The organism is Halobacillus sp. ABD4_316 (assembly GCF_056161385.1).
In genome coordinates this window covers 442,884-464,180 of record NZ_JBSWZA010000003.1, presented here as the reverse complement: position 1 = coordinate 464,180, position 21,297 = coordinate 442,884, and the positions used below count along the sequence as shown (strand labels likewise).

21 protein-coding genes are annotated in these 21,297 nt (G+C 47.0%); 13 read left to right on the top strand and 8 right to left on the bottom strand.

Features of this window, described 5'->3' with window-relative positions; genetic code table 11:
• Positions 1 to 44: 44 nt before the first annotated feature.
• The 3 genes from ACXAJH_RS14730 to ACXAJH_RS14720 all read right to left on the bottom strand — a co-directional run bounded on the left by ACXAJH_RS14730 (position 45) and on the right by ACXAJH_RS14720 (position 2,834).
• Positions 45 to 203 (bottom strand): DUF1540 domain-containing protein, encoded by a 159-nt coding sequence (locus ACXAJH_RS14730; protein ID WP_160839461.1) that lies wholly within the window; start codon positions 201 to 203, stop codon positions 45 to 47.
• Positions 204 to 348: 145 nt separating this feature from the next.
• Positions 349 to 1,164: an alpha/beta fold hydrolase gene (locus tag ACXAJH_RS14725; protein WP_474994381.1), complete on the bottom strand. Its 816-nt coding sequence runs from the start codon at positions 1,162 to 1,164 to the stop codon at positions 349 to 351.
• Positions 1,165 to 1,418: 254 nt separating this feature from the next.
• Entirely contained in the window at positions 1,419 to 2,834 is a 1,416-nt protein-coding gene (locus ACXAJH_RS14720) for a hypothetical protein (protein WP_474967300.1), read from the bottom strand.
• Between the two features lie 153 nt (positions 2,835 to 2,987).
• Here ACXAJH_RS14720 and ACXAJH_RS14715 point away from each other — a divergent pair, with 153 nt between their 5' ends.
• Both ACXAJH_RS14715 and ACXAJH_RS14710 read left to right on the top strand, forming a co-directional pair.
• The gene (locus ACXAJH_RS14715; protein ID WP_474994379.1) at positions 2,988 to 3,935 is read left to right on the top strand and encodes a nucleoside hydrolase; all 948 of its coding nucleotides are present in this window, start codon (positions 2,988 to 2,990) and stop codon (positions 3,933 to 3,935) included.
• 154 nt (positions 3,936 to 4,089) lie between these two features.
• Positions 4,090 to 4,989, top strand: a complete 900-nt coding sequence (locus tag ACXAJH_RS14710; protein WP_474967302.1) for an ROK family protein — start codon at positions 4,090 to 4,092, stop codon at positions 4,987 to 4,989.
• Positions 4,990 to 5,103: 114 nt separating this feature from the next.
• On the opposite strand, the gene ACXAJH_RS14705 is transcribed toward ACXAJH_RS14710, so the two are convergent.
• Both ACXAJH_RS14705 and ACXAJH_RS14700 read right to left on the bottom strand, forming a co-directional pair.
• A complete protein-coding gene (locus tag ACXAJH_RS14705; RefSeq protein WP_474967303.1) occupies positions 5,104 to 5,493 on the bottom strand; it encodes a tautomerase family protein in 390 nt (129 codons plus the stop codon).
• Positions 5,494 to 5,507: 14 nt separating this feature from the next.
• Positions 5,508 to 6,266: a DeoR/GlpR family DNA-binding transcription regulator gene (locus tag ACXAJH_RS14700; RefSeq protein ID WP_474994377.1), complete on the bottom strand. Its 759-nt coding sequence runs from the start codon at positions 6,264 to 6,266 to the stop codon at positions 5,508 to 5,510.
• 209 nt (positions 6,267 to 6,475) lie between these two features.
• Here ACXAJH_RS14700 and ACXAJH_RS14695 point away from each other — a divergent pair, with 209 nt between their 5' ends.
• The 11 genes from ACXAJH_RS14695 (at position 6,476) to ACXAJH_RS14645 (ending at position 19,977) form a co-directional block, all read left to right on the top strand.
• Entirely contained in the window at positions 6,476 to 7,957 is a 1,482-nt protein-coding gene (locus ACXAJH_RS14695) for a CoA-acylating methylmalonate-semialdehyde dehydrogenase (protein WP_474994375.1), read from the top strand.
• A 3-nt stretch (positions 7,958 to 7,960) separates the two neighbouring features.
• The gene (iolB, locus tag ACXAJH_RS14690; RefSeq protein WP_474972119.1) at positions 7,961 to 8,779 is read left to right on the top strand and encodes a 5-deoxy-glucuronate isomerase; all 819 of its coding nucleotides are present in this window, start codon (positions 7,961 to 7,963) and stop codon (positions 8,777 to 8,779) included.
• Positions 8,780 to 8,781: 2 nt separating this feature from the next.
• Positions 8,782 to 9,741 carry a 5-dehydro-2-deoxygluconokinase gene (gene iolC / locus ACXAJH_RS14685; RefSeq protein WP_474994373.1) on the top strand — a complete coding sequence of 320 codons (960 nt, stop codon included), beginning with the start codon at positions 8,782 to 8,784 and terminating at the stop codon, positions 9,739 to 9,741.
• A 7-nt stretch (positions 9,742 to 9,748) separates the two neighbouring features.
• Complete coding sequence (gene iolD, locus ACXAJH_RS14680; protein ID WP_474994372.1) at positions 9,749 to 11,668, top strand: 3D-(3,5/4)-trihydroxycyclohexane-1,2-dione acylhydrolase (decyclizing); 1,920 nt, start codon at positions 9,749 to 9,751, stop codon at positions 11,666 to 11,668.
• 243 nt (positions 11,669 to 11,911) lie between these two features.
• Positions 11,912 to 12,814: a myo-inosose-2 dehydratase gene (iolE, locus tag ACXAJH_RS14675; RefSeq protein ID WP_474994370.1), complete on the top strand. Its 903-nt coding sequence runs from the start codon at positions 11,912 to 11,914 to the stop codon at positions 12,812 to 12,814.
• Between the two features lie 60 nt (positions 12,815 to 12,874).
• Entirely contained in the window at positions 12,875 to 13,900 is a 1,026-nt protein-coding gene (gene iolG, locus ACXAJH_RS14670) for an inositol 2-dehydrogenase (protein WP_474967310.1), read from the top strand.
• Complete coding sequence (locus tag ACXAJH_RS14665; protein WP_474972115.1) at positions 13,893 to 14,735, top strand: class II fructose-bisphosphate aldolase; 843 nt, start codon at positions 13,893 to 13,895, stop codon at positions 14,733 to 14,735. Before iolG ends, ACXAJH_RS14665 begins: the two co-directional genes overlap by 8 nt.
• A 284-nt stretch (positions 14,736 to 15,019) precedes the next feature.
• Positions 15,020 to 17,173, top strand: a complete 2,154-nt coding sequence (locus ACXAJH_RS14660) for a type IA DNA topoisomerase (RefSeq protein ID WP_474967312.1) — start codon at positions 15,020 to 15,022, stop codon at positions 17,171 to 17,173.
• A 296-nt stretch (positions 17,174 to 17,469) separates the two neighbouring features.
• Positions 17,470 to 18,429 (top strand): ATP-dependent 6-phosphofructokinase, encoded by a 960-nt coding sequence (locus ACXAJH_RS14655; RefSeq protein ID WP_474994481.1) that lies wholly within the window; start codon positions 17,470 to 17,472, stop codon positions 18,427 to 18,429.
• 555 nt (positions 18,430 to 18,984) lie between these two features.
• Positions 18,985 to 19,374, top strand: coding sequence for a YbaN family protein (locus tag ACXAJH_RS14650; RefSeq protein WP_474967313.1), 390 nt, complete (start codon positions 18,985 to 18,987; stop codon positions 19,372 to 19,374).
• Between the two features lie 96 nt (positions 19,375 to 19,470).
• Positions 19,471 to 19,977, top strand: a complete 507-nt coding sequence (locus ACXAJH_RS14645; RefSeq protein ID WP_474972113.1) for a YehS family protein — start codon at positions 19,471 to 19,473, stop codon at positions 19,975 to 19,977.
• Between the two features lie 496 nt (positions 19,978 to 20,473).
• Here ACXAJH_RS14645 and ACXAJH_RS14640 read toward each other — a convergent pair whose 3' ends face one another.
• The 3 genes from ACXAJH_RS14640 to ACXAJH_RS14630 all read right to left on the bottom strand — a co-directional run bounded on the left by ACXAJH_RS14640 (position 20,474) and on the right by ACXAJH_RS14630 (position 21,256).
• Entirely contained in the window at positions 20,474 to 20,671 is a 198-nt protein-coding gene (locus ACXAJH_RS14640) for a hypothetical protein (protein ID WP_474967315.1), read from the bottom strand.
• Positions 20,672 to 20,744: 73 nt separating this feature from the next.
• On the bottom strand, positions 20,745 to 21,014 hold the full coding sequence (locus ACXAJH_RS14635) for a hypothetical protein (RefSeq protein ID WP_474967316.1): 270 nt from the start codon (positions 21,012 to 21,014) through the stop codon (positions 20,745 to 20,747).
• A complete protein-coding gene (locus tag ACXAJH_RS14630) occupies positions 21,011 to 21,256 on the bottom strand; it encodes a hypothetical protein (RefSeq protein WP_474967317.1) in 246 nt (81 codons plus the stop codon). The genes ACXAJH_RS14635 and ACXAJH_RS14630 overlap by 4 nt, the downstream gene beginning before the upstream one ends.
• Positions 21,257 to 21,297: the final 41 nt, after the last annotated feature.

Sequence of the window (21,297 nt, the reverse complement as noted above, 5' to 3'; positions counted from 1 at the left end):
GAAAAAAAGAGCAGCCGTGAAGGCCACTGGGAATGGAGAAACCATTAAGCTTCTTTTGCTTCAAATGTCCGGCAGTCGGTTTCTTCCTGAGAGGAAGCGGTACGTCCGGATTCGCTGACGATGGAGATGGCAGGAGCTCCGCACTTTTCCCCACCTTCATTATGGATGCAGTTGTTCACTTCACATAGGACTTCCAAAGCCATTCGTTTTCACCTCCCTGTAAGTTATAAATCTATACCCTCATTTCTTATCGAGTACACAACATCTTGTCCATAATAGATTTATATGATAGAAAACGACCTCTATGACACAGGAGGTCGCTTTAGATAAACCATAAAGGTTTTTTTGTCAGGTTTGTTTGTGGAGGAAGGCTTCCAGGAGCGTATTGAATCTTCCCGAGTGTTCCCAGAACATCATGTGACCTCCGAGTACATCAATCCCTGCTTCCGGAGCCAGCTTGTTTAAGTAAGGGCGGGCCGTGGCGCTCCAGTGTTCAGCAATGACATACAAGGTCGGAATCTGTTGACTTCCTGAAGCAGCTTCCTCCCGATAGTCTGAAAACAGGCCGGATGAAAACAGGTTGGCTGCGATGTAATAGGGGGTGGTGAGGGACTGCTCCACCAGCCACGACAGCTCCTCCTCTGTTAAATCTCTCTGGACCATCACCCCGTTCGCATAGGCGGAAATGAAATCCCGCTGTCCCTTAGGGTTATGGAGATAGTTGGTATAGGCAGCCGCCATATCATCAAGTTTTCCTTCCACCCAGTCCTGATTTTCATGGAGAGATAAGGATTTTGGCGGCATATCAATAAAAACCTGCCCTTTTATTCCTTCTGCGCCGAACTGGCGGATGTATTCCCATACGGTGAGACATCCGAACGACCAGCCGATCAGCGTGGGGTTCTCGATTTTTAACGCTTGTAAGACTTTCTTCAGGTCGGTTCCATGCGTGACGTAGTCGTTGCCATGAACCGTCATTGTCGAGCGCCCATGACTTCTCGGATCGATGACAATCGTCCGGTGCGTTTTTGAAAAGTGATCCACCTGCCTGGAGAAAACCTCTGTCGTAAAAGTAAATCCCGGTATAAAAACGAGGACGTCTCCCGCTCCGTGATCTTCAACATACAACTCGACACCCGGCTCCACTTCAATATACGTTTTCATGCTCCACCTCCGAAGGTTGTTAACTTATTCTATTCATATCAACCGATTCCCATTTCTTTGAACCGCCCTACTAAAAAACGACAGGCTGAACGCCTGTCGTCGAATTTTAGAAAAAAGTGTTTCTCATCTAATGGAGCTGCGATGGTCACGTTTCGCTAATCGGTGAATGCTTGCCGCGGGCACGGCCGCAGCTCCTGAAGGCACTGGGAAAACATCGGGTTTCCCTGCCGCATGAGAACCAGTGGAAGGGCTTATTATAGGAAGAAGAAAACAACAAGCTGTAGATACAGCTGAACCATTAAATAAAAGACGATGGCGTATTTGTAGTTGAACATCAGTCCGTTTTTGACAATGCTTAATTTATTCACAGAGCTTAAGATAATCGACGGGAGGATCAGCGGTGACACCATGATGGAAATCACGCTTCCTGAGGTGATGCCGAGCACGACGATTTCCGGTGGATATGGAAGTTCCACTCCTTGAAGAATCCCAGATACAAGAACAATCACGGTCAGTGGTCCCAAACCGATGAATCCGAGGATGATGACGACGAACGGCAGCACCCATAGGAAATTCAGGAACGGTACAGCGTCTGTAATATAAAACAGTCCATCGATAATGTATTCTCCATATCCTGACTGGTTGACCGCATTGATTAAAAAGCCGGCCGCCAATAGAATGGAAAACTGCTGGGCTTTATTAGGAATGCTTTCCTTCAGATAAACTTTTCCGTTCTCTACAATTGCCCCTGTTCGACCGCGGACGATGAAGTAAAGGATGACCCAGGCGGTAATGACGATCGGAATAATCAACAGCAGGTCGACAGGCCATACAGCGTTCAGGATGAAAATCGATCCAAACAACGTCACAAATAATACAGCAAACTCGACAGCATCTTTATTGCCGCGGGTGTCCTGTTTTTTCTGCTCGGCAATTTCAGCAAGCTGCTCCTGAATGCCTGCGGTTAAATCCACTCCGTAGTGCCGCTCCTGATATTTGGAAAAGAGAACAGACAGAAGGATGCCGGCAAAGGATATAAAAAATCCCTGCAGAATTGATAGACCGAGTGATGCTCCTAGCGCATCGACGGCGAAAATGAAACTTGGAATGCTGACGACCCACATCGTCGTTAAACTGAAAGCACGAAGGAGGGCGGTCCCTTTATAGTTTTCCCATGCTTCGCCTTTCTGTTTGTTGAGAAAATCGTTGATCATCCCGTATACCATCGGAATCGATCCGAACAACAGGAAATAGGAGATGATCTGGGTGATGACCATCATTCCGAAATAAAATTTCCGGCTCGTATTCAAAAGCCTCTGTGCAAAGTTAATGACCGATTCGATGTACGGCTTTTCCTCAAGCACCCAGCTGATCGCAGGGACGATCAGCAGGAGCGCAATCAAACCACTCATCACGGTGAAGCCCTCCACCACGCCCTGAGTGAGGGATGTGCCCGCAATGAGGTGGACAAAGAGGGCAATGATTAACAGGAGTAATGATATCCATGCCTGTTTTACCGGAAGCAGAACATATCCGATGATGAAGGCGGCCAGACCAAACAACGACATAGCGGTGGACAAGGTCTCTCCGCCTGCAAAGGAAACGATAAAATAAATAAGGACATAAAGGCTGATCAATAAAGTGTAGCCCCGTTTAGCCATTGCTTTCATGTTGAATGCTCCAATCTCTTGCTTTGTATTGACTCACATATCGTATCATAAGGCGCCTCAATTATCTTAGGATGTGCACACAAGCATAGGTTCTACCATTTTTTTAGTATGATAATGAAGAAGGAATACTTATACATAAAGGGGGAACGTAAGATGAGACGCGTCATTATCGATACAGATACAGCCGGTGACGATACAATCGCCCTGTTAACGACGCTTCATCATTTCAAGGTGGAGGGGGTTACCATTACCGGGGGAAATGTGGCTTTCGATCAGGAAGTTGAAAACGCGCTTTATACGATTCAGGTCGCAGCCCCGGAGGAGAAAGTGCCGGTATACAAAGGGGTGGAGCGTCCGTTGAATGCAGTGGGGATGACGGCTCACCGTACCGTTGAAGACGTTCATGGAAAGGATGGCATGGGCGGTGCCTTTTTTGATCCAGCCACCCAGCGTCCGGAAACGACACATGCGGTAGACTTTATAATTGACACGATCAGGAATAATCCTGGGGAAATTGAACTGCTGGCTATCGCTCCGCTGACCAACATTGCGATGGCTTTTCAAAAAGACCCGGGTATTATTCCGCTGATTCCGCATGTGTATGTCATGGGAGGAACGAATAACTCGCTTGGCAATATTACAGCCGCGGCTGAGTACAATTTCTGGGTCGATCCGGAGGCTGCCAATATCGTCCTCCAGTCAGGCGTTCCTGTCACAATGGTCGGATGGGAGATGTGCGTCGCTTATTCGGTGATGGATGAGGAGGACCACCGGGAAATCGAAGGCCTGAATACCACCGGCTCCCGATTTTTCACAGCGGTCAACAAGGTGGTAAGGCAGTTCAATAAAGAAGTACACCGTCTGCCCGGAACCACCCATCCGGACACACTGCTTGCTGCGATAGCCGCGGATGCATCGATCATGACTGCATCTCATTCCTATTACGTCGAAGTCGAGACCCAGGGGAGACTGACCCGCGGGTACAGCATGGTGGATATCAATAACCGGAGTGGGTGTAAAGCCAATGTCCGCGTCTGTGAAGCGGTGGACCGTGAAAAATTCAAGCAGACGCTCATCCGTGTTTTATCTTCTATTGATTAGGTGGATGCTAATTTTCATGAAAAAGACGAGTAAGAACAATCCTTCATAGTAATGGAACATAGAGAAGGAACTTATAGGTCCGGTTTCATTTGGTAGGTCTTCATTCTGCATGTATAGTAGATGTATAAAGAAGAATCGTAAAGGAGTGATGGATATGAAAACCATCGGCATTGATCTGGGCGGCACCAACCTGCGCGCAGGTGTCGTAGATGAAAAGGGAAGCATTCTTGTTGAGAAAAGCATCCGCACCGAAACGGATAAAGAGCCGGCTTATGTGATTCAGCAGATGAACGACATGATCAAGGAATTGATGGACAGCCACGACATTGCATCCATCGGAATTGGATCTCCAGGTCCTCTCAATCCTCACCAAGGAAGAATTCTCAGCCCTCCAAATTTACCGGGGTGGGATGACATTCCGCTTGTTGATGAGGTGCAGGCAGCCGTCGATATTCCGGTGTACCTCGACAACGACGCTAACGCAGCTGCACTCGCTGAAGCGAAATTCGGCGCAGGGCGTGGTCATAGCTCCAGTTACTACATAACGATCAGCACCGGAATCGGCGGTGGTTACGTCCTTGACGGAAAAATCGTTCAAGGGGCCCAGGGGTATGCCGGGGAAATCGGCAATATGATTTTAAAGCCGGACGGCCCAAGCTGGTCCAATCTGAATGCTGGTTCCTTCGAATCCCTGGCTTCTGGTACGTCTATCGGGAGAGAAGGAAAAGCGCGCCTTGGTGTAGACGGCGGTGCGGAAGAGGTTTTCCGGAAGGTGAAGGAAGGGCACGAAGCAGCAGCCCTCATCGTGGATGATACGATTACCTATTTAGCCATGGGCATTGCCAACCTCACTCACATTGTAAATCCGTCTGTGTTTGTGCTTGGAGGAGGAGTGATGCAGTCGGAGGATCTGCTGCTTGTCCCTCTGCGGGAACGGTTGAATGATTATTTGTATCCGCAATTGAGGAATCAGGTGAAACTTGAGCCGGCGGAGCTGGGCACGAAAGCAGGATTGATTGGTGCAGCACTGCTTGGTCGGACAGAAGCGCTTTAAGGTTCCGGTTCATAACGTGTATCGAGATGGGCATGAATTTGGTGTATACATTGGATAGTTTGATCTGAAAAAGTAAATAAAACAGGCATCTGATTAATTTCAGATGCCTGTTTTTTATAGATCTCCGGTTAAGAACTGAGCTTTGCCGCCGCCGAAGCTCCAATCTTCGTCTCCGTTTACAGAGATGGAGATCATTAAGTCCTCAGGTGTAATGCCGAACTGTTCTTCAAGAGCATGGGCCAGGTTTTCATAAAAAGAGGTCACCTGTTCCTCTGTCCGCTTTCTTGAAATCATATGGATCAGCAGAAATTTTTCGGATCGTGTAAAACCGAGACCTGTATCCTCCATAATCATCTGGTACGGTTTATGTTCGTGCACCACTTGATAGCGGTCTCTTTCTGGTACTTCAAAAGCATTGACCATCACTTCATGGGTAACATCCAACAGTTTCTTCACTTCCTGTTCTGTTCTTCCTTCATACATATGAAATTTCAATAATGGCACAACGACCCTCTCCTTTATACGGTAATCAGCGCTTTATTCGCTTTTTGAATCTCTTCGGCATAGGACGTCTCCACGCTGCTGTCGGTAACGATGGTGTTCACACCCTGCAGGTTGCAGTAGGTGAACAAGGAGCTTTTTCCGAATTTCGTAGAATCAATCAGCAGGTATACTTCATTGGCTCGGTCACAGACCTCTTTTTTAATGCGGTTTTCCAGAAGGTCTGAGTTGGAGGCTCCGTTATTGATGGAAAATGCTGTTGCAGACATGAAAGCCTTATTGATGTTGAATTTGGTAATTGTCTGTTCATCAGTAAATCCCGTGAAGGATTTGGTTGAGCGTTTGTACGTTTCCCCGATGATCATAACGTTCACATTAGGGAAAATGACCGCTTTATTGATGACTTCCAGGCTGTTCGTGATCAGAGTGAACTCAATGTCTGAGGGCAGTTCATCTAATATGAAGTGGGTGGTCGTCCCGGAATCGATGTAGACGATGTCGTGCTGCTCGATATACTGGGAGCAGTAACGGCCGATCCTTTTCTTCTCGGCAAGCCGGTTGATATTCCTTACTTCATACGTGGTCGTTGTCGAAGTGTTTTTGTTGTAAACGACACCGCCGTAAACTTTTTTGATCTTTCCGGCCTTGGTCAGTTCATTGATATCCCGGCGGATCGTATTGAGGGAAACATCAAAGTAGTCTTTTAATTCCTCTAAAGAGGCTTCTTGTTTCTGCTCTAAATATTCTTCAATCTGGTTGATTCTTTTTACCTTCATCCAATCACCTCCTCGTTTTTGTATGGTCTGATAGGTATGATTCCACAACTAGTGTATCATGTTTTGTTTTACTTATACATATATTTTGGTTAAGTTACTCAAAAATTACCCAAAATATAATTAAGACTTGACTAATTTTGCGAAAATTTATAGAATTGAACCAGAAGTTATCCAAAGTGTTTGAGAGCGATTACTAAGGAGGAGAGAAAATGGCAGAAGTAACGACAGTAAAAACTTTGAAGAACTACATTAACGGTGAATGGGTGGAAAGTGAGAGTACGAAAACCCTTGATGTTTATAACCCGGCAACAAAAGAAGTGATGGCAAAAGCACCACTTTCCACACGCAGCGAACTGGATGAAGCGGCAAGAGTGGCTCAGGAAGCTTTTGAGGACTGGAAGGAGACGGCCGTACCGAAACGCGCCCGGATCTTATTTAAGTTTCAGCAGCTGCTGATCGATAACAAACAGGAACTGGCCGAAATCATTACAAAGGAAAACGGCAAAAGCTTGAAGGAGTCCCTTGGTGAAGTTCAGCGCGGTATTGAAAATGTTGAATTTGCTGCAGGAGCTCCGACATTAATGATGGGCGATTCCCTTCCTTCCATTGCGACGGATATTGAAGGAACGAACTACCGATATCCGGTCGGTGTTGTCGGAGGCATTACACCGTTCAACTTCCCGATGATGGTTCCTTGCTGGATGTTCCCGATGGCCATCGCAACAGGAAATACCTTCGTCTTGAAGCCATCAGAAAAAACACCGCTGCTGATTGAGAAGATTGTAACTCTGCTTGAAGAAGCCGGACTTCCAAAAGGCGTATTCAATGTTGTCAACGGCGCCCACGATGTCGTGAACGGCATTTTAGAAAACGAACATATTAAAGCGATTTCATTTGTTGGATCCAAACCTGTAGGTGAATACGTCTACAAAAAAGGAACCGATAACCTGAAACGGGTGCAGGCGCTGACTGGTGCGAAGAACCATACCATCGTACTGAACGATGCCAACGTTGATCAGGCGGTTAAGGAAGTCATCGGAGCCGCTTTCGGTTCTGCCGGCGAGCGCTGCATGGCAGCTGCTGTCATTACAGTCGAAGAAGGCATTTACGATACATTTATCCAAAAATTAAAAACAGAAGCTGAAAATATTCAAATGGGGAACGGCCTTGATGATGGTGTCTTCCTGGGACCTGTCATCCGCGAGGAAAACAAGGAACGTACGCTTGAGTATATCAATCAGGGAGAAGAAGAAGGAGCAAAGCTTGCCCTGGATGGTCGTGACCGCTGCTCGGATGATGGCTACTTCGTCGGTCCGACGATCTTCGAAGATGTCACCACAGATATGAAGATTTGGAAGGATGAAATCTTCGCTCCTGTGCTTTCTGTCATGAAAGTGAAGAACTTGAAAGACGGCATCCGCACAGCCAACCAATCGGAATTTGCAAACGGCGCCTGCCTGTTCAGTGACAGTGCTTCAAGCATCCGCTACTTCCGTGAAAATATTGATGCGGGAATGCTTGGAATCAACCTTGGTGTACCGGCTCCAATGGCGATCTTCCCATTCTCCGGCTGGAAGTCTTCTTTCTTCGGATCTCTGCACGCCAACGGGAAAGACGGCGTCGAGTTCTATACGCGTAAGAAAGTCGTTACCGCGCGTCACCTGAAACCTCAGTTCGAAGGGGAGGAGTAAGCGATGGCGGACCTGTTGTATAAACGAAGAGAATTGAAGTTATCTGAAGGCGTTACGTTAATTCAAGACTTGAACAAGGAAGCGACAGGTCTTGAGTACGTGCAGTTTAAGGTCATTGAAATGGAGGAGGGCGCCCGCTATGCGGAAACGCTGGAAAGCACCGAGTTGTGCGCCGTCGTCCTGACGGGGGATGTCGATGTAACCGTTGAGGAAGAAGTATACAGCAGCCTGGGCACGCGCGAAACGGTTTTTGAGAAGAAGCCGACGGACAGCATTTATATCCCGTCTTCTAAAAGCTTCCATGTTGAGGCTAATCAGCCGGCAAAGCTTGCGTTATGTTATTCCAACTCCACGAAAATGAAGGACACGAAGGTGATTCGGGCAGCCGATAATGATATTGAACACCGAGGCCAGTATTCCAATAAGCGTCTGGTTCATAACATTCTGCCGGACTACGCCGATATCCCGGAGAACCTGCTCGTCGTTGAAGTCTATACGGACAGTGGAAACTTTTCCAGCTATCCTCCGCACAAACACGATCAGGACAATCTTCCCGAAGAGTCTTTCTTAGAGGAAACCTACTACCATGAAATCGATCCTGAGCAGGGGTTTGTCTTCCAACGGGTCTATACCGATGACCGCAGCCTGGATGAAACGATGGCTGTTGAACACCAGGACTGCGTGTCCGTTCCGAAAGGGTACCACCCTGTAGGTGTTCCTGATGGTTATGACTTATATTATTTGAACGTTATGGCTGGACCGAAACGGAAATGGAAGTTTCATAATGATAAAGACCACGAATGGATATTGGAGAGGGATTGATTATGAAAAAACTAGATATTGTCACGTTCGGAAGAGCAGCCGTTGATTTGAATGCCGTTGAGTATAATATGCCGATGGAAGAAACAATGACCTTTAAGAAGTATGTCGGAGGATCACCGGCGAACATTGCGATTGGTACATCGAAGCTCGGTTTAAAGGCCGGCATGATTGCTAAAGTTTCAGATGATCAGCACGGAAATTTTGTTATTGATTATATGAACAAAGTCGGCGTAGAAACGTCTTCGATAAAAAAAGATACCGAAGGCCGTAAAATCGGTCTTACGTTTACAGAAATCAAGAGTCCTGAAGAGTGCAGCATCCTTATGTACCGTGATCAGGTAGCTGATCTGTACTTGAGTGCTGATGATTTTGATGAGGATTACATCAAAAGGGCGGAAACCCTGCTTATCTCGGGAACGGCACTAAGTCAGTCTCCGTCCAGGGAAGCGGCTCTTCATGCCATGGATATCGCGAAAAAGAACGGGGTGGAAGTAATCTTCGAATTGGATTACCGCCCTTATACGTGGAAAAGTGAGGCGGAAACATCCGTCTATATGACTCTTGCTGCCCGCTCCGCAGATATCGTTATTGGAACGCGTGACGAATTCAACGTTCTGGAGAATTCCGAGGGGAACTCTGACAAAGAATCTGTGCAGCAGTTGTTCAACTATTCTCCTCATCTCGTCGTCGTCAAGCACGGAGTCAAGGGTTCCAAGGCCTTTACGAGAGATGGGGAAGTCATTGAAGGAGATATTTATAAGACACAGGTATTGAAGACCTTCGGCGCCGGGGATTCCTTCGCTTCCGGTTTCATTTATGCTCTGAAAAAGGAGAAAGGCATACAGGAAGCGCTGAAATACGGAAGCGCTGCGGCATCCATCGTTGTTTCCAAGCACAGCTCCTCTGATGCTATGCCGACAGTTGAAGAGATTGAACAGTTGATTCATAGTCAGGAAGGGTGAAACGAGCATGACAGAGAAAGTGAAACTTACAACCTCACAGGCACTCGTGAAATTCTTAAATAACCAATACATCCACTTCGACGGTGAAGAAACACCTTTCGTCGAAGGGGTGTTCAATATATTTGGTCACGGAAATGTTTTGGGCATCGGCCAGGCCCTGCAGGAGGATCCGGGACATTTGAATGTGATCCAGGGAAAAAATGAGCAGGGTATGGCGCATGCGGCCGCTGCTTTTTCCAAGGAGCATTTCAGAAGAAAGATTTATGCAGTGACATCATCCGTAGGTCCTGGTTCCGCCAACTTAGTGACAGCCAGTGCGACCGCCCTTGCGAATAACCTTCCTGTTTTATTCCTTCCGGGCGATACGTTCGCAAGCCGTCAGCCTGATCCCGTGCTGCAGCAGATTGAGCAGCTGCACAGTCACAGCATCACGACCAACGATGCTCTGAAGCCTGTATCCCGCTACTGGGATAGAATTGAGCGTCCGGAACAGCTGATGTCTGCTTTACTCCGAGCGTTTGAAGTTCTGACAAATCCGGAAACCGCGGGACCTGTCACATTGTCGATCGCCCAGGATGTTGAAGGGGAGACGTTTGAATACGAAAAAGCCTTCTTTAAAAAGCGGGTCCATTACGTCGATCGTATCCTTCCATCCGAAGCGGCACTCCAGCGTGCGGTGGACGAAATTCAGAAAGCTGAAAAGCCCCTGATCGTCGTAGGTGGAGGTGCGAAATACTCCCTTGCAGGTGAAGCGATTGCTGCTTTCTCAGAAAAGTACGGCATAGCGCTTGCAGAAACACAGGCAGGAAAATCAACCGTTTCCTCGGATCATCCCTTCAATATGGGAGGACTTGGCGTAACCGGGACGCTGGCAGCCAACAAAGCGGCTAAAGAATCTGATTTGATTATCGGGATCGGAACGCGCTACACCGACTTTACATCGTCTTCAAAAACCGCGTTTAATTTTGACGAATCTACGTTCATTAATATTAACGTCAGTCGGATGCAGACCTATAAAATGGATGCCCACCAGCTTGTCGGCGATGCAAAAGCGACTGTAGAAAAGCTCGACAGCATGCTCGAGGGTTATGAGAGCGGTTTTTCCGGATTACTCGAGCAGTATAAAAAGGAATGGAAAGAGGAACGTCAACGTCTGGCAGACATTCAAGTGAAGCTGGATGATGACAGTTATCAGCCTGAAATCCAGGACGAATTCGGCCGTGAAAAATTGAAATCGTATGCAGAAGCTCTGGATACGACGTATGCGCAGACGTCTGCCTTGATTAAAGTCAATGAACTGGTGGATCCGTCCAGTTATGTTGTTACTTCCGCAGGTTCCCTGCCTGGAGATATGCACCGGTTGTGGAATCCATCTGTAGCGAATACGTATCACGTAGAGTACGGGTATTCAGCCATGGGATATGAGATTGCCGGCAGCCTCGGTGTGAAATTAGCGCACCCAGATAAGGAAGTTTACAGCTTTGTGGGAGATGGCAGCTTTCTAATGCTGCACACGGAAATGGTAACAGCCCTTCAATACGGACAGAAGTTGAACATCGTGCTGTTTGATAATTCCGGTTACGGCTGTATTAACAATCTGCAGATGGGGCACGGAAGTGACAGTTACTGCACGGAATTCACAAAGTCTGACGGCACCGTGCTTGCGGTTGATTATGCGAAAGTAGCTGAAGGATATGGCTTTGATACATTTACAGCTTCCAATGAGGCAGAGCTTGAAGAAGCCGTGAGAAAATCTAAGGAAACGGACAACTCTACGCTTATTCATATCCGGGTACTTCCTAAAACAATGACGGATGGATATGAGAGTTTTTGGAACGTCGGTATTTCTGAGCATTCCTCAAATGAGCGGGTAAACGAAAAAGCCGAGGAAGTGATCGGTATTCGAACGACCGCAAGGCAGTATTAGAAGACGAGGGCTTTGTGCATCAATCTTATGCATATGAGTGTCGCTGGATTAAGCCGTCAAGGCTTGATCCCAGACGACAACATGTAACTTATGGGGATATGAATGGCTCTCTTTTAACTTAGAGGCTACATAGATGAAAGACGGCTTTCGACTGAGGTTCCAGCCATATGATGAGGCAGGGGAGGACCAGCGGTTTTCGAAGAGAGTGTGAACTTTAAACTTTTATATTAAGGAGATCGGAAAATGGAAAATCAAATCAAACTGGGGTGTGCACCAATTGCCTGGACGAATGATGACATGCCTGAGCTTGGGAGAAACAATTCCTTTGAGCAGTGTATCAGCGAAATGGCACTTGCCGGATATACAGGTACAGAAATTGGCAACAAATATCCCCGTGACCCTGAAGTGTTGAAGCATTATTTGGATATCCGAGGCCTTGAGGTAGCCAGTGCCTGGTTCAGTGCTTTTTTAACGACGCAGCCGTTGGAAGAAGTGAAGGCTGATTTCATTGACCACCGGGATTTTCTCTATGCCATGGGGGCTGAAGTTATCGTCGTGTCTGAGCAGGGAAACAGTATTCAAGGTCAGATGGATACGCCGCTTTTTGCAGAAAAGCCTGTTTTTAATGAAGAAGAATGGAAGCGTTTTATTGATGGTTTGGAAGTCCTGGGCGAACTGGCAGCAGAGAAGGGAATGTCAATCGTTTACCATCACCACATGGGGACCGGGGTGCAGACGAAAGAGGAAATTGACCAGCTGATGTCCTCTACGGATCCGGACAAGGTCAGCCTTTTGTTTGATACCGGCCATCTCGTTTTTTCAGGCGAGGATCCTCTTGAAATTCTTGAGAAGTATTTTGACCGCATTAAACACGTCCACTTCAAAGATATACGGAGAGATATCGCTGCAGAAGTACAAAGGGAACGGGACAGCTTTCTGACAGGAGTGAAAAAGGGGGCCTTCACGGTACCAGGAGATGGGATGATCGATTTCGCACCCATCATGAATTACCTGACCCGTCACGAGTACAATGGCTGGGTTGTTGTGGAAGCGGAACAGGACCCGGATGTATGCAATGCTTTTGAATATGCTTTAAAAGCGAAGCGGTACATTGACGAATTACTTCAAAAGGATAAGGTTCGTTGACTGGTATGTCTTTTTTATAAGCCGGCAGTCTTAGCATCTTCAATTGAAGGGGAGTACACGATGAAAAAAATAACAGTTGGTGTCATCGGTGCAGGTCGTATTGGTAAGCTGCACATTGATAACCTGAACAGGAATCCAAATGTCCGTTTAAAAAAAGTTTCGGACCTTTTTGCGGAACAGCTGATGGAATGGTTTGAAACAAGCGGGGTGGAAGAAATCACAACGGATTACCATGATATTTTTCAAGATCAGGAGATTGACGCGGTCTTTATCTGTTCTCCAACAAGTACACATGCGGACCTGATTAAACTGGCTGCTCAGCATAACAAACATATTTTCTGTGAAAAGCCTGTGAGTTTCAGTGACCAGGAAACGTTGGAAGCGTATGATCAAGTCCGAAAGGCGGGCGTTCAATTTCAAGTCGGATTCAACCGACGCTTTGACAGCAACTTCGCTGAGATGAAGGATCGTATCAAGCGCAGCGATATTGGTGATGTCCATGTTCTTAAAATCACGTCCAGGGACCCTAACCCTCCGCACCTTGATTATATTACATCTTCCGGAGGTTTGTTTATGGATATGACGATTCACGATTTTGATATGGCCAGACATCTGGTTGGGGATGAAGTGGTGGAGGTTTACGCTAAAGGCGGAAACCTTGTTGATCAGGCTATCGGTGAAAAAGGGGATATCGACACGGCCATTGTTACTTTGACCTTTGCAAACGGCGCTTTAGGTGTCATTGATAACAGCAGGGAAGCGGTATACGGCTATGATCAGCGGATTGAAATCTTCGGGAACGGCGGCGCTCTAGTTGCGGACAACCAGACATCGACGAATTTAAAATATTACAACGCTGGTACAGTAGAGTCTGATAAGCCGCTGCCGTTCTTTTTGGAAAGGTATAATGATTCGTTCATCCATGAAACGGAACAATTTATAGAAAGTATTCTTCAGGACCGTCCGACAGGCGTTCAATTCGAGGACGGCATTATGGCGCAGCGCATCGCGCGGGCAGCGCAGGAATCCTATGAGACGGGAAAACCGGTTCAAGTCAATTATGAGATTGGGCGATCCTATGTATAACATTTTAGATGATGCTTTAGAAAATAAGTACGCCGTTCCCCAGTTCAACATGAATGGCTGGATCTGGCTTGAGGCCATTTTAAAAACTGCAGAAGCCTGCCGCGCTCCGGTTATTGTAGGGACGACAGATAAAATCGTCGATCAAATAGGAGGATTCCGTCTGTTGTCTGAATCCTTTTCGATTATGAAAGAAGAAATCGGCCTGACGGTTCCGGCTGTTCTTCATCTCGATCACGGGCAGACCATTGAGCGCTGCATGGAAGCTGTAGATGCCGGGTATGATTCTGTCATGTATGACGGTTCCAAACTTTCCATTGAGGAAAACGTGAAGAATACGAAAAAGGTCGTCGCCTACGCCCATAAGCATGGAGTGACGGTTGAAGCGGAAGTCGGAAGCGTCGGAGGTACAGAAGATGGCATTTACAGCGATCTACTGTACGCCGATTTGAATGAATGCCGTACATTAATAGAAGAAACGGGTGTCGACAGCCTCGCTCCGGCTCTCGGTTCTGTGCACGGAAAGTACAAAGGTGAACCAAATCTTGGATTCAAGGAAATGGCCGCTCTTCGTGAATCGACCCCTGTGCCTTTCGTCCTTCACGGAGCCTCGGGTATCAATAATGAAGATCTGGGCAGGGCCATCAGCTACGGCCATGCGAAAATCAACTATAACACAGAGCTGAACATTGCCTGGTCGCAGGCGACGAGGCAGGTGCTGGAAGAGAACGAAGATCTTTATGCACCGATGGAAGTTTTGAAACCTGGAAAAGAAGCGTTGAAGAAAGCTGTGGAAACTGTCATCAAGCGGACAGGTGCATACCAGCAGATGAAATAACATAGAGTGGATGCTGTAAGGCTGTCGGAAAATTTTTCGACAGCCTGTTTTTTACTGGCAGATTTTACTGACAAATGATTTGTACAGGGTACTGTACCGGACGAGGGGCGTGTGGGAAAGTCCCGTTTATGGCAGGCATCCACCACCAAGCGGCCTTTGACCATCATCAGGCCATCGCCTATAGATATAATGTCTTTTTATATTTTCCATGATCCATATATCTTCCCTTGCTTTCCGGTCTGTCTCATAGTACTCTTGTGGTCTATTGAAGGGAGTGGAAGACCATGGAAAAGGTGGTCATCTTAGCCGAAAAACCCTCGCAGGCAAAAGCCTATGCCGAGGCCTTTACTGTTCAAAATAAAACGAAAACCTATATACAATTGAAACCTGACCATACGTTCCCGGACGGAGCAGTCATTACGTGGGGTGTCGGCCATTTAGTGGAGCTGAAGGAACCACACGATTATAAACCCGAATGGAAAAAGTGGAAGCTGGATCAGCTGCCGATCGTTCCGGAACGGTACCTTGAAAAAGTGTCCAAAGGCAAGTGGGATCAGTTTCAAGCTGTTAAAAAACTGTTCCAAAGTGCTGATGTCATCATCAATGCTGCGGACGTCGACCGCGAAGGCTCCAACATTTTCTACAGCATCCTCCGCCTGACCGGTGTAAAAAACAAGCCTGTCAAAAGGCTTTGGATCAACTCCCTCGAGCGGGATGAAGTGCGCAAAGGATTTCAGAACCTGCAGGCCAATGATAAAGACCTGCGTATGTTCGAGGAAGCCAAAGCCCGCCAGATCAGCGACTGGCTTGTCGGTATCAACGCCAGTCGTCTGTTTACTCTGCTGCTGCAGAAAAAAGGGTTCGGCAGCTACTTATCGATTGGACGCGTCCAGTCGCCCACGGTGTATTTAATTTATCAGCGTCATAAAGAAATCGAAACCTTCGTCTCTGAACCTTTTTATCAGATCGAAGGACAGTTCCAAGCAGAGAAAGGGTCTTACAAAGGCCTGGCCAAAATCAAGGAAAAGGATAAGGCAAAAGTACAAGCCTTGATGGATGAATACGGTTTAAAAGAAAATGAACCGCTGGCCGGTATTGTGGGGAACGTCGATAAGAAGACAAAGTACATCAAATCACCGAAGCTTCATTCGCTTTCCACACTTCAGAGTGTCGCAAACAGGCGTTGGAAGTACACGCCGTCCCAAGTATTGAAAACGATGCAGAAACTGTATGAGAAAAAACTCGTCACCTATCCACGGACGGACTGTAACTTTATAACGGAAAGTGAATTTTCCTACCTGGTGAAAAATCTGGATGGGTACCAGAAAACGCTGAACGTGTCGTTTACACCGGTTTCCACGAAGCCGAAGAAGCGCTACGTGGACAGCAGCAAAGTGCAGGAGCACTATGCCATCATACCGACAAAATCCGTACCTACAGAGAAAAAGCTGAGCGGGCTGAGCCGTGATGAGCAGAACATTTATAATGAAGTACTCGCTACGACGCTTGCGATGTTCCATACCGACTACATTTATGAAGAAACGACCCTGCACACCCATGTCAAGGAGCTGCCGTTTAAGACAACCGGTAAGCGCGACGTCAGTCAAGGGTGGAAGGAGCTGTTTCCGAAGCCCGCTAAAGCGAAGGAAAAGGAACCTCTGCTTCCTGAAGTCCATCAGGGAGAGGAAGTGGGCGCGAAGCTTCATATTAAAGAAAGCATGACGCAGCCTCCGAAGCCGTACACCGAAGGCCAGCTGATCAACATGATGAAGACGTGCGGGAAATGGATGGATGATGAAGAAGACGTTGAGATTCTGAAAGAAGTTGAAGGTCTTGGTACGGAAGCGACGCGTTCAAGCATCATCGAAACCATCAAAGCACAGAATTATATTGAAGTGAAGAAGAATAACGTCTATGTGACGGAAAAAGGGATGATGCTCTGCGAAGCCATCGAAGGCACCCTGCTGTCGAGTCCATCCCTCACGGCCAGATGGGAGACGTATTTGAAGAAGATCGGCAGCGGAGAAGGATCCCGTCAGGTGTTTCTGAAGCAGACCGGGCAGTTTATCGAAAAGCTCATTCAGGAAACGCCGGGCGCTCTGCAGCAGGTGGAAGTGCGGAGCACCGGAGAAAAGACATCATGGGGAAGCGGCAAAGAACCGATTGCCAAATGTCCCTCCTGCCAGACTGGGGAGATCATGGATCGTTATAAGTTTTACGGCTGCTCCAATTATAAGGAAGGCTGTAAGGTGACTTTTCCGAAGAAGCTTGCCGGCAAGACTCTGACAAGAAATATGATCAAAACGCTTTGTGAGAAAAAGAAAACGAGAGTCCTCAAAGGCTTTAAGGGCAAGAAGCCGTTCAGCACCGCCTTGAAGCTGGATGAGAACTACAGCATCAAGTTTGATTTTGAAAGTAGAAATAAGCAGACCACATAAAAAAGAGTCCTGCCCCAGGACTCTTTTTTTATGGTATTGTGGAAACTCAACCTTCATTTGTCCCTCCTGCATAGGTTTTTGTTTCAATGGTTGTGGTCATGATTTGCGTATACCTTTGAGCTGGAGTATATTTGTTGAACTTTTGTAAAATAAACAGGAGAATGATGAGTAGGGATTTCTCGATGTAGTGATGGGGAAGAAAGAGAATCGGGAAGCTTAAGGACGAAACAGCGAAGCATCACACCGGCATTTCCAAGTGCCGGGGACGGATTCCTAGTGGAAAGTGAGTGGTCATGATGAAAAGATTCGGTGTATTAACAAGTGGAGCAGATGCTCCGGGAATGAATGCAGCCATCCGGGCTGTTGTCCGTTCCGGTATTTACTACGATGTGGAAATGATAGGAATACAATATGGTTTCCAGGGCCTTATAGATGGAAAAATGGATCAGATGGATGCTGCATCTGTCGGATCGATCATGCAGCGGGGCGGAACGATTTTACAGTCCTCCCCTTCCGATGTAATTCTTACTGAAGAAGGTAAAGGAAAGGCTCTTCAAAGGATCAAGGAGCATGGAATCGATTCCCTTATCGTCATCGGCGGGAAAGAATCGCTGCAGGCGGCGGCTGTCCTGGAAGAAGCGGGCGTACCCACTGCTGCGATTCCGGCGACGATTGATTCTGATATCCCTGGTGTTTCTGAAGTCATTGGTTTTGATACGGCTCTGAATACGGTAATGGACTACATTGACCGGATCCGGGATACGGCTTCCTCCCATGAAAAGTCTTCCATTATTGAAGTGATGGGCCGGGACACCGGTAATCTTGCTCTTTGGTCCGGACTCGCCGGCGGTGCGGAAAACATTTTGATCCCTGAGAAAAAAGAGGACCTGGACTCCATTGTTGAGCAGATCAAGCAGGGGCCGTCGCGCAGCAAACGCTACAGTATCGTTGTTGTTGCAGAGGGAACCGTGAGTGGGATCGATCTCAACGAACGACTGAAGCAGGAGGCAGGCATCGAGTCACGTGTGACGGTTCTCGGCCATACCCAGCGCGGAGGTGCCCCGACAGCGGCAGACCGGATTCTCGCCAGCCGCCTTGGTGCCTATGCGGTCGATCTGTTGATCAAGGATCAATCAGGTGTGATCGTCACGATAAAGGAAAATCAGCCTGAAGCCCTTACCTATGGATTTGTCCATACGAAAACAGTACAAGTGGACGAAGACGTGTACAACCTATCTTCTCGTTTATCCATATAAAAAAACTTCCCATCTTCAGGATGGGAAGTTTCAGCTTGTAGAGAAACCTCTGTTTCTTTACAAGCTTTTTTCTTTCTTACCGCCAGGAGCGAAAGGGGCACCGCTCCTTGGGAGTTCTTTAAAATTGAAAAAGACTCTCCTTCACTTAGCTCACCCTTGCTGGATGACAATCTTTTTCATATTCCGGCAGGCAGCGGTCATCAGCGCCAGTTCTTTCCCTATTTTTCCACGCAAACGGCAATAACGCAGCCCATGCCGTTCTTTTGAATCTGCGAACCTGCTTCGTACACATTCTCTCTCCTCTATATTCTAACGTCGGAATGAGGAGCGTTCGGTGGATGCCCGCGGATTCCATCCACCGATAAGAGGAATGTGACCCTTCCCACGACAAATGGACAACTCTACCTGGTTATCACAGGCTTTTCGTAGATGGAGAAGTCCTCGGTTTCCATATGAAATAATGGAAACGGGAGGGGCGGAAGGGATACAATAGGAATAACCGGACTTCTATACAGGTATGATAATCGGTTCAATTTACTTTTTAAGGAGTTAATGATGAAACAAGTTGTGAAGATTCTGCTGATCATTGTCGGAAGCGTTTCGCTTGGTCTGGGTATTCTGGGCATCATCCTGCCGTTGATTCCGACGACTCCGTTTCTACTATTAACAGCCGCTTGCTACGTACGGAGTTCTGATCGTCTGTACAACTGGCTGATGACGAATAAATGGTTTGGCAGTTATATACAAAATTATAAATCAGGCCGGGGGCTCCCCCTGAAAGCGAAAATATCGATCCTTGTAATGATTTGGTCTTCATTTTTATTCTCGGCTTTTTATATTGCACCAAATCTTCTTATGAAAGCCGGATTCATCTTCGGCGGGTGCTTTTTCACAGTGGTCATCTATCTGACGAAAACGTACAGGCCGGAAGAAGATCATTCCTGATTTTTTCTATTCAGCCTTATAGAATACGGAGAAACGTGGTAGGATGAGGACTGGTGTGAAAAAGCGGGAAAAGAACGTACAACAGGAGGTTGTGTAATGGATAATAACGATATATTGATTCGTCTGCGTTATGCTCTTGATTTGAGGGACAGCGAAATGAAGGAAATCTTTGAGCTCGGCGGCGAGGATCTGGCTGTGGAAGAGGTCAAGCTGGTGCTGACGAAAATAGAGGAAGACGATGAGGAAGCCGTGGACGGCATGGATTATATCAAGTGTACGAACAGTATGCTGGAATCTTTCCTGAATGGATTCATCATTTATAAGCGCGGTCCTCAGAAAACGAAGGACGGCGAGCCCGTCAAGCCTGACCGCTCCATCAAAAACCGTTCCAGTGTGAACAATGTCATGATGAAGAAGGTGAAAATCGCCCTGCAGCTGAAAAATGAGGATGTGATTGATATCCTTGATGAAGCGGGCGTAGCTATCAGCAAAGGCGAACTTAGTGCGATCCTAAGAAAAGAAGGGCATAAAAACTATAAGCCCTGCCTGGATAAGTTTGCCCGGAACTTCCTGAAAGGTCTGGCCATTAAGTATCGTACTTGAATTGAAAAAAAGCGTCCGGATCAAACGAGGCCACTGAAAACCTCCTTCCTATCAAGAGAAGGGGGTAAAGGTGGTTGTTGCTTTTCACGAATCGCTTGTCGATGGATGCTTGCTGCGGGCACGGCCTCAGCTGACTTGGTCAAGAAAATCATTGGACCAAGTCGATCTTCGGCTCGCGCTGTTCCCGCAGGCGTCACCATCGAACGCTCATCGTGGAATCAACGGTAAGAACATCGCTCTTTTTTTGTACAATGAAAAGAATACATAAAGACACGGATATGCGGCTGCCTCATCTTCGGTCTGAAGGCATGCGCCTTCAAGGTGCCATCGCGATCTTTACAACGAATGTAAAACGAATCGTGACATGAATGAAGGAATAGAAAGGATAAGCCCCCCTGAAAATAGAAAAAAGCGGATGGCATGAAATATTTCATGCCATCCGCCTTTTTTAACTTGATCCTTCATTCAGTGGCCTCGATCAAACCGGATGCTTTTTTTATATGGAAGACACGTGGACGGGATCAATAGTGCTTGTGAGCGGATATTTCACCCGGAATTTACGATTGACAGCATGGATCAGCGCTTGTTTAGCTTCCTCAGATTTTATGGCACCTTCCTCAATATCCTCATGTTCCATCCTCACCTCAAAATCAATTTGATGATGTTTGTATTGGATTTTCCCTGAAACGATCATAGGAAAGAACCCCTCCTTATGCAGATCTTTTTAAGGAGAAGTTCCCTCCAGGCCTATTGGTAAAACTTTCTTATTAAAAGCCTAAAAATCGTTTAAGGGGAATCTGGCTCATCAGGTTGACGTTCGCTTCTTTGCTTTCTGTTTTCACTTTTTTCACGAACGATTTCATGAATTCTTCCCAGATATCTAAATACATCTGCTTATCCTGCTCATTTTCTTTTACGCCTTCAACAGATAAGGAAAGGGCGGTGTTTAAGTGCTGCATGGACTGCTTCAATTCCTGGACGACTTCCTTCTGTTTATCTGAAATATCAAGGTTGGAGGCTTTCGATTCTTCAGTCAATCTTCATACACCTCGCATTCAATTGTGTCCATGTTGTCCATCGCTCGTTTCATCCGCTCAAATTTTACATCATCGACCATGTCCTGCATACGCTCACCTGAACTGACGAGCAGAAACTTCATTTCATGCGATACTTCCCTCATGATCGGTCTGATGGTTCGTTTGATCACTGGAAAGACAGCGGATCCGGCAATGAGAACGACAGATCCTACTGCTGCTGTCTGGATTAATCGTAAGAACATCGGTTGCACCTCCGTAATGATCGGTCTTGTCTTAAGGTTTG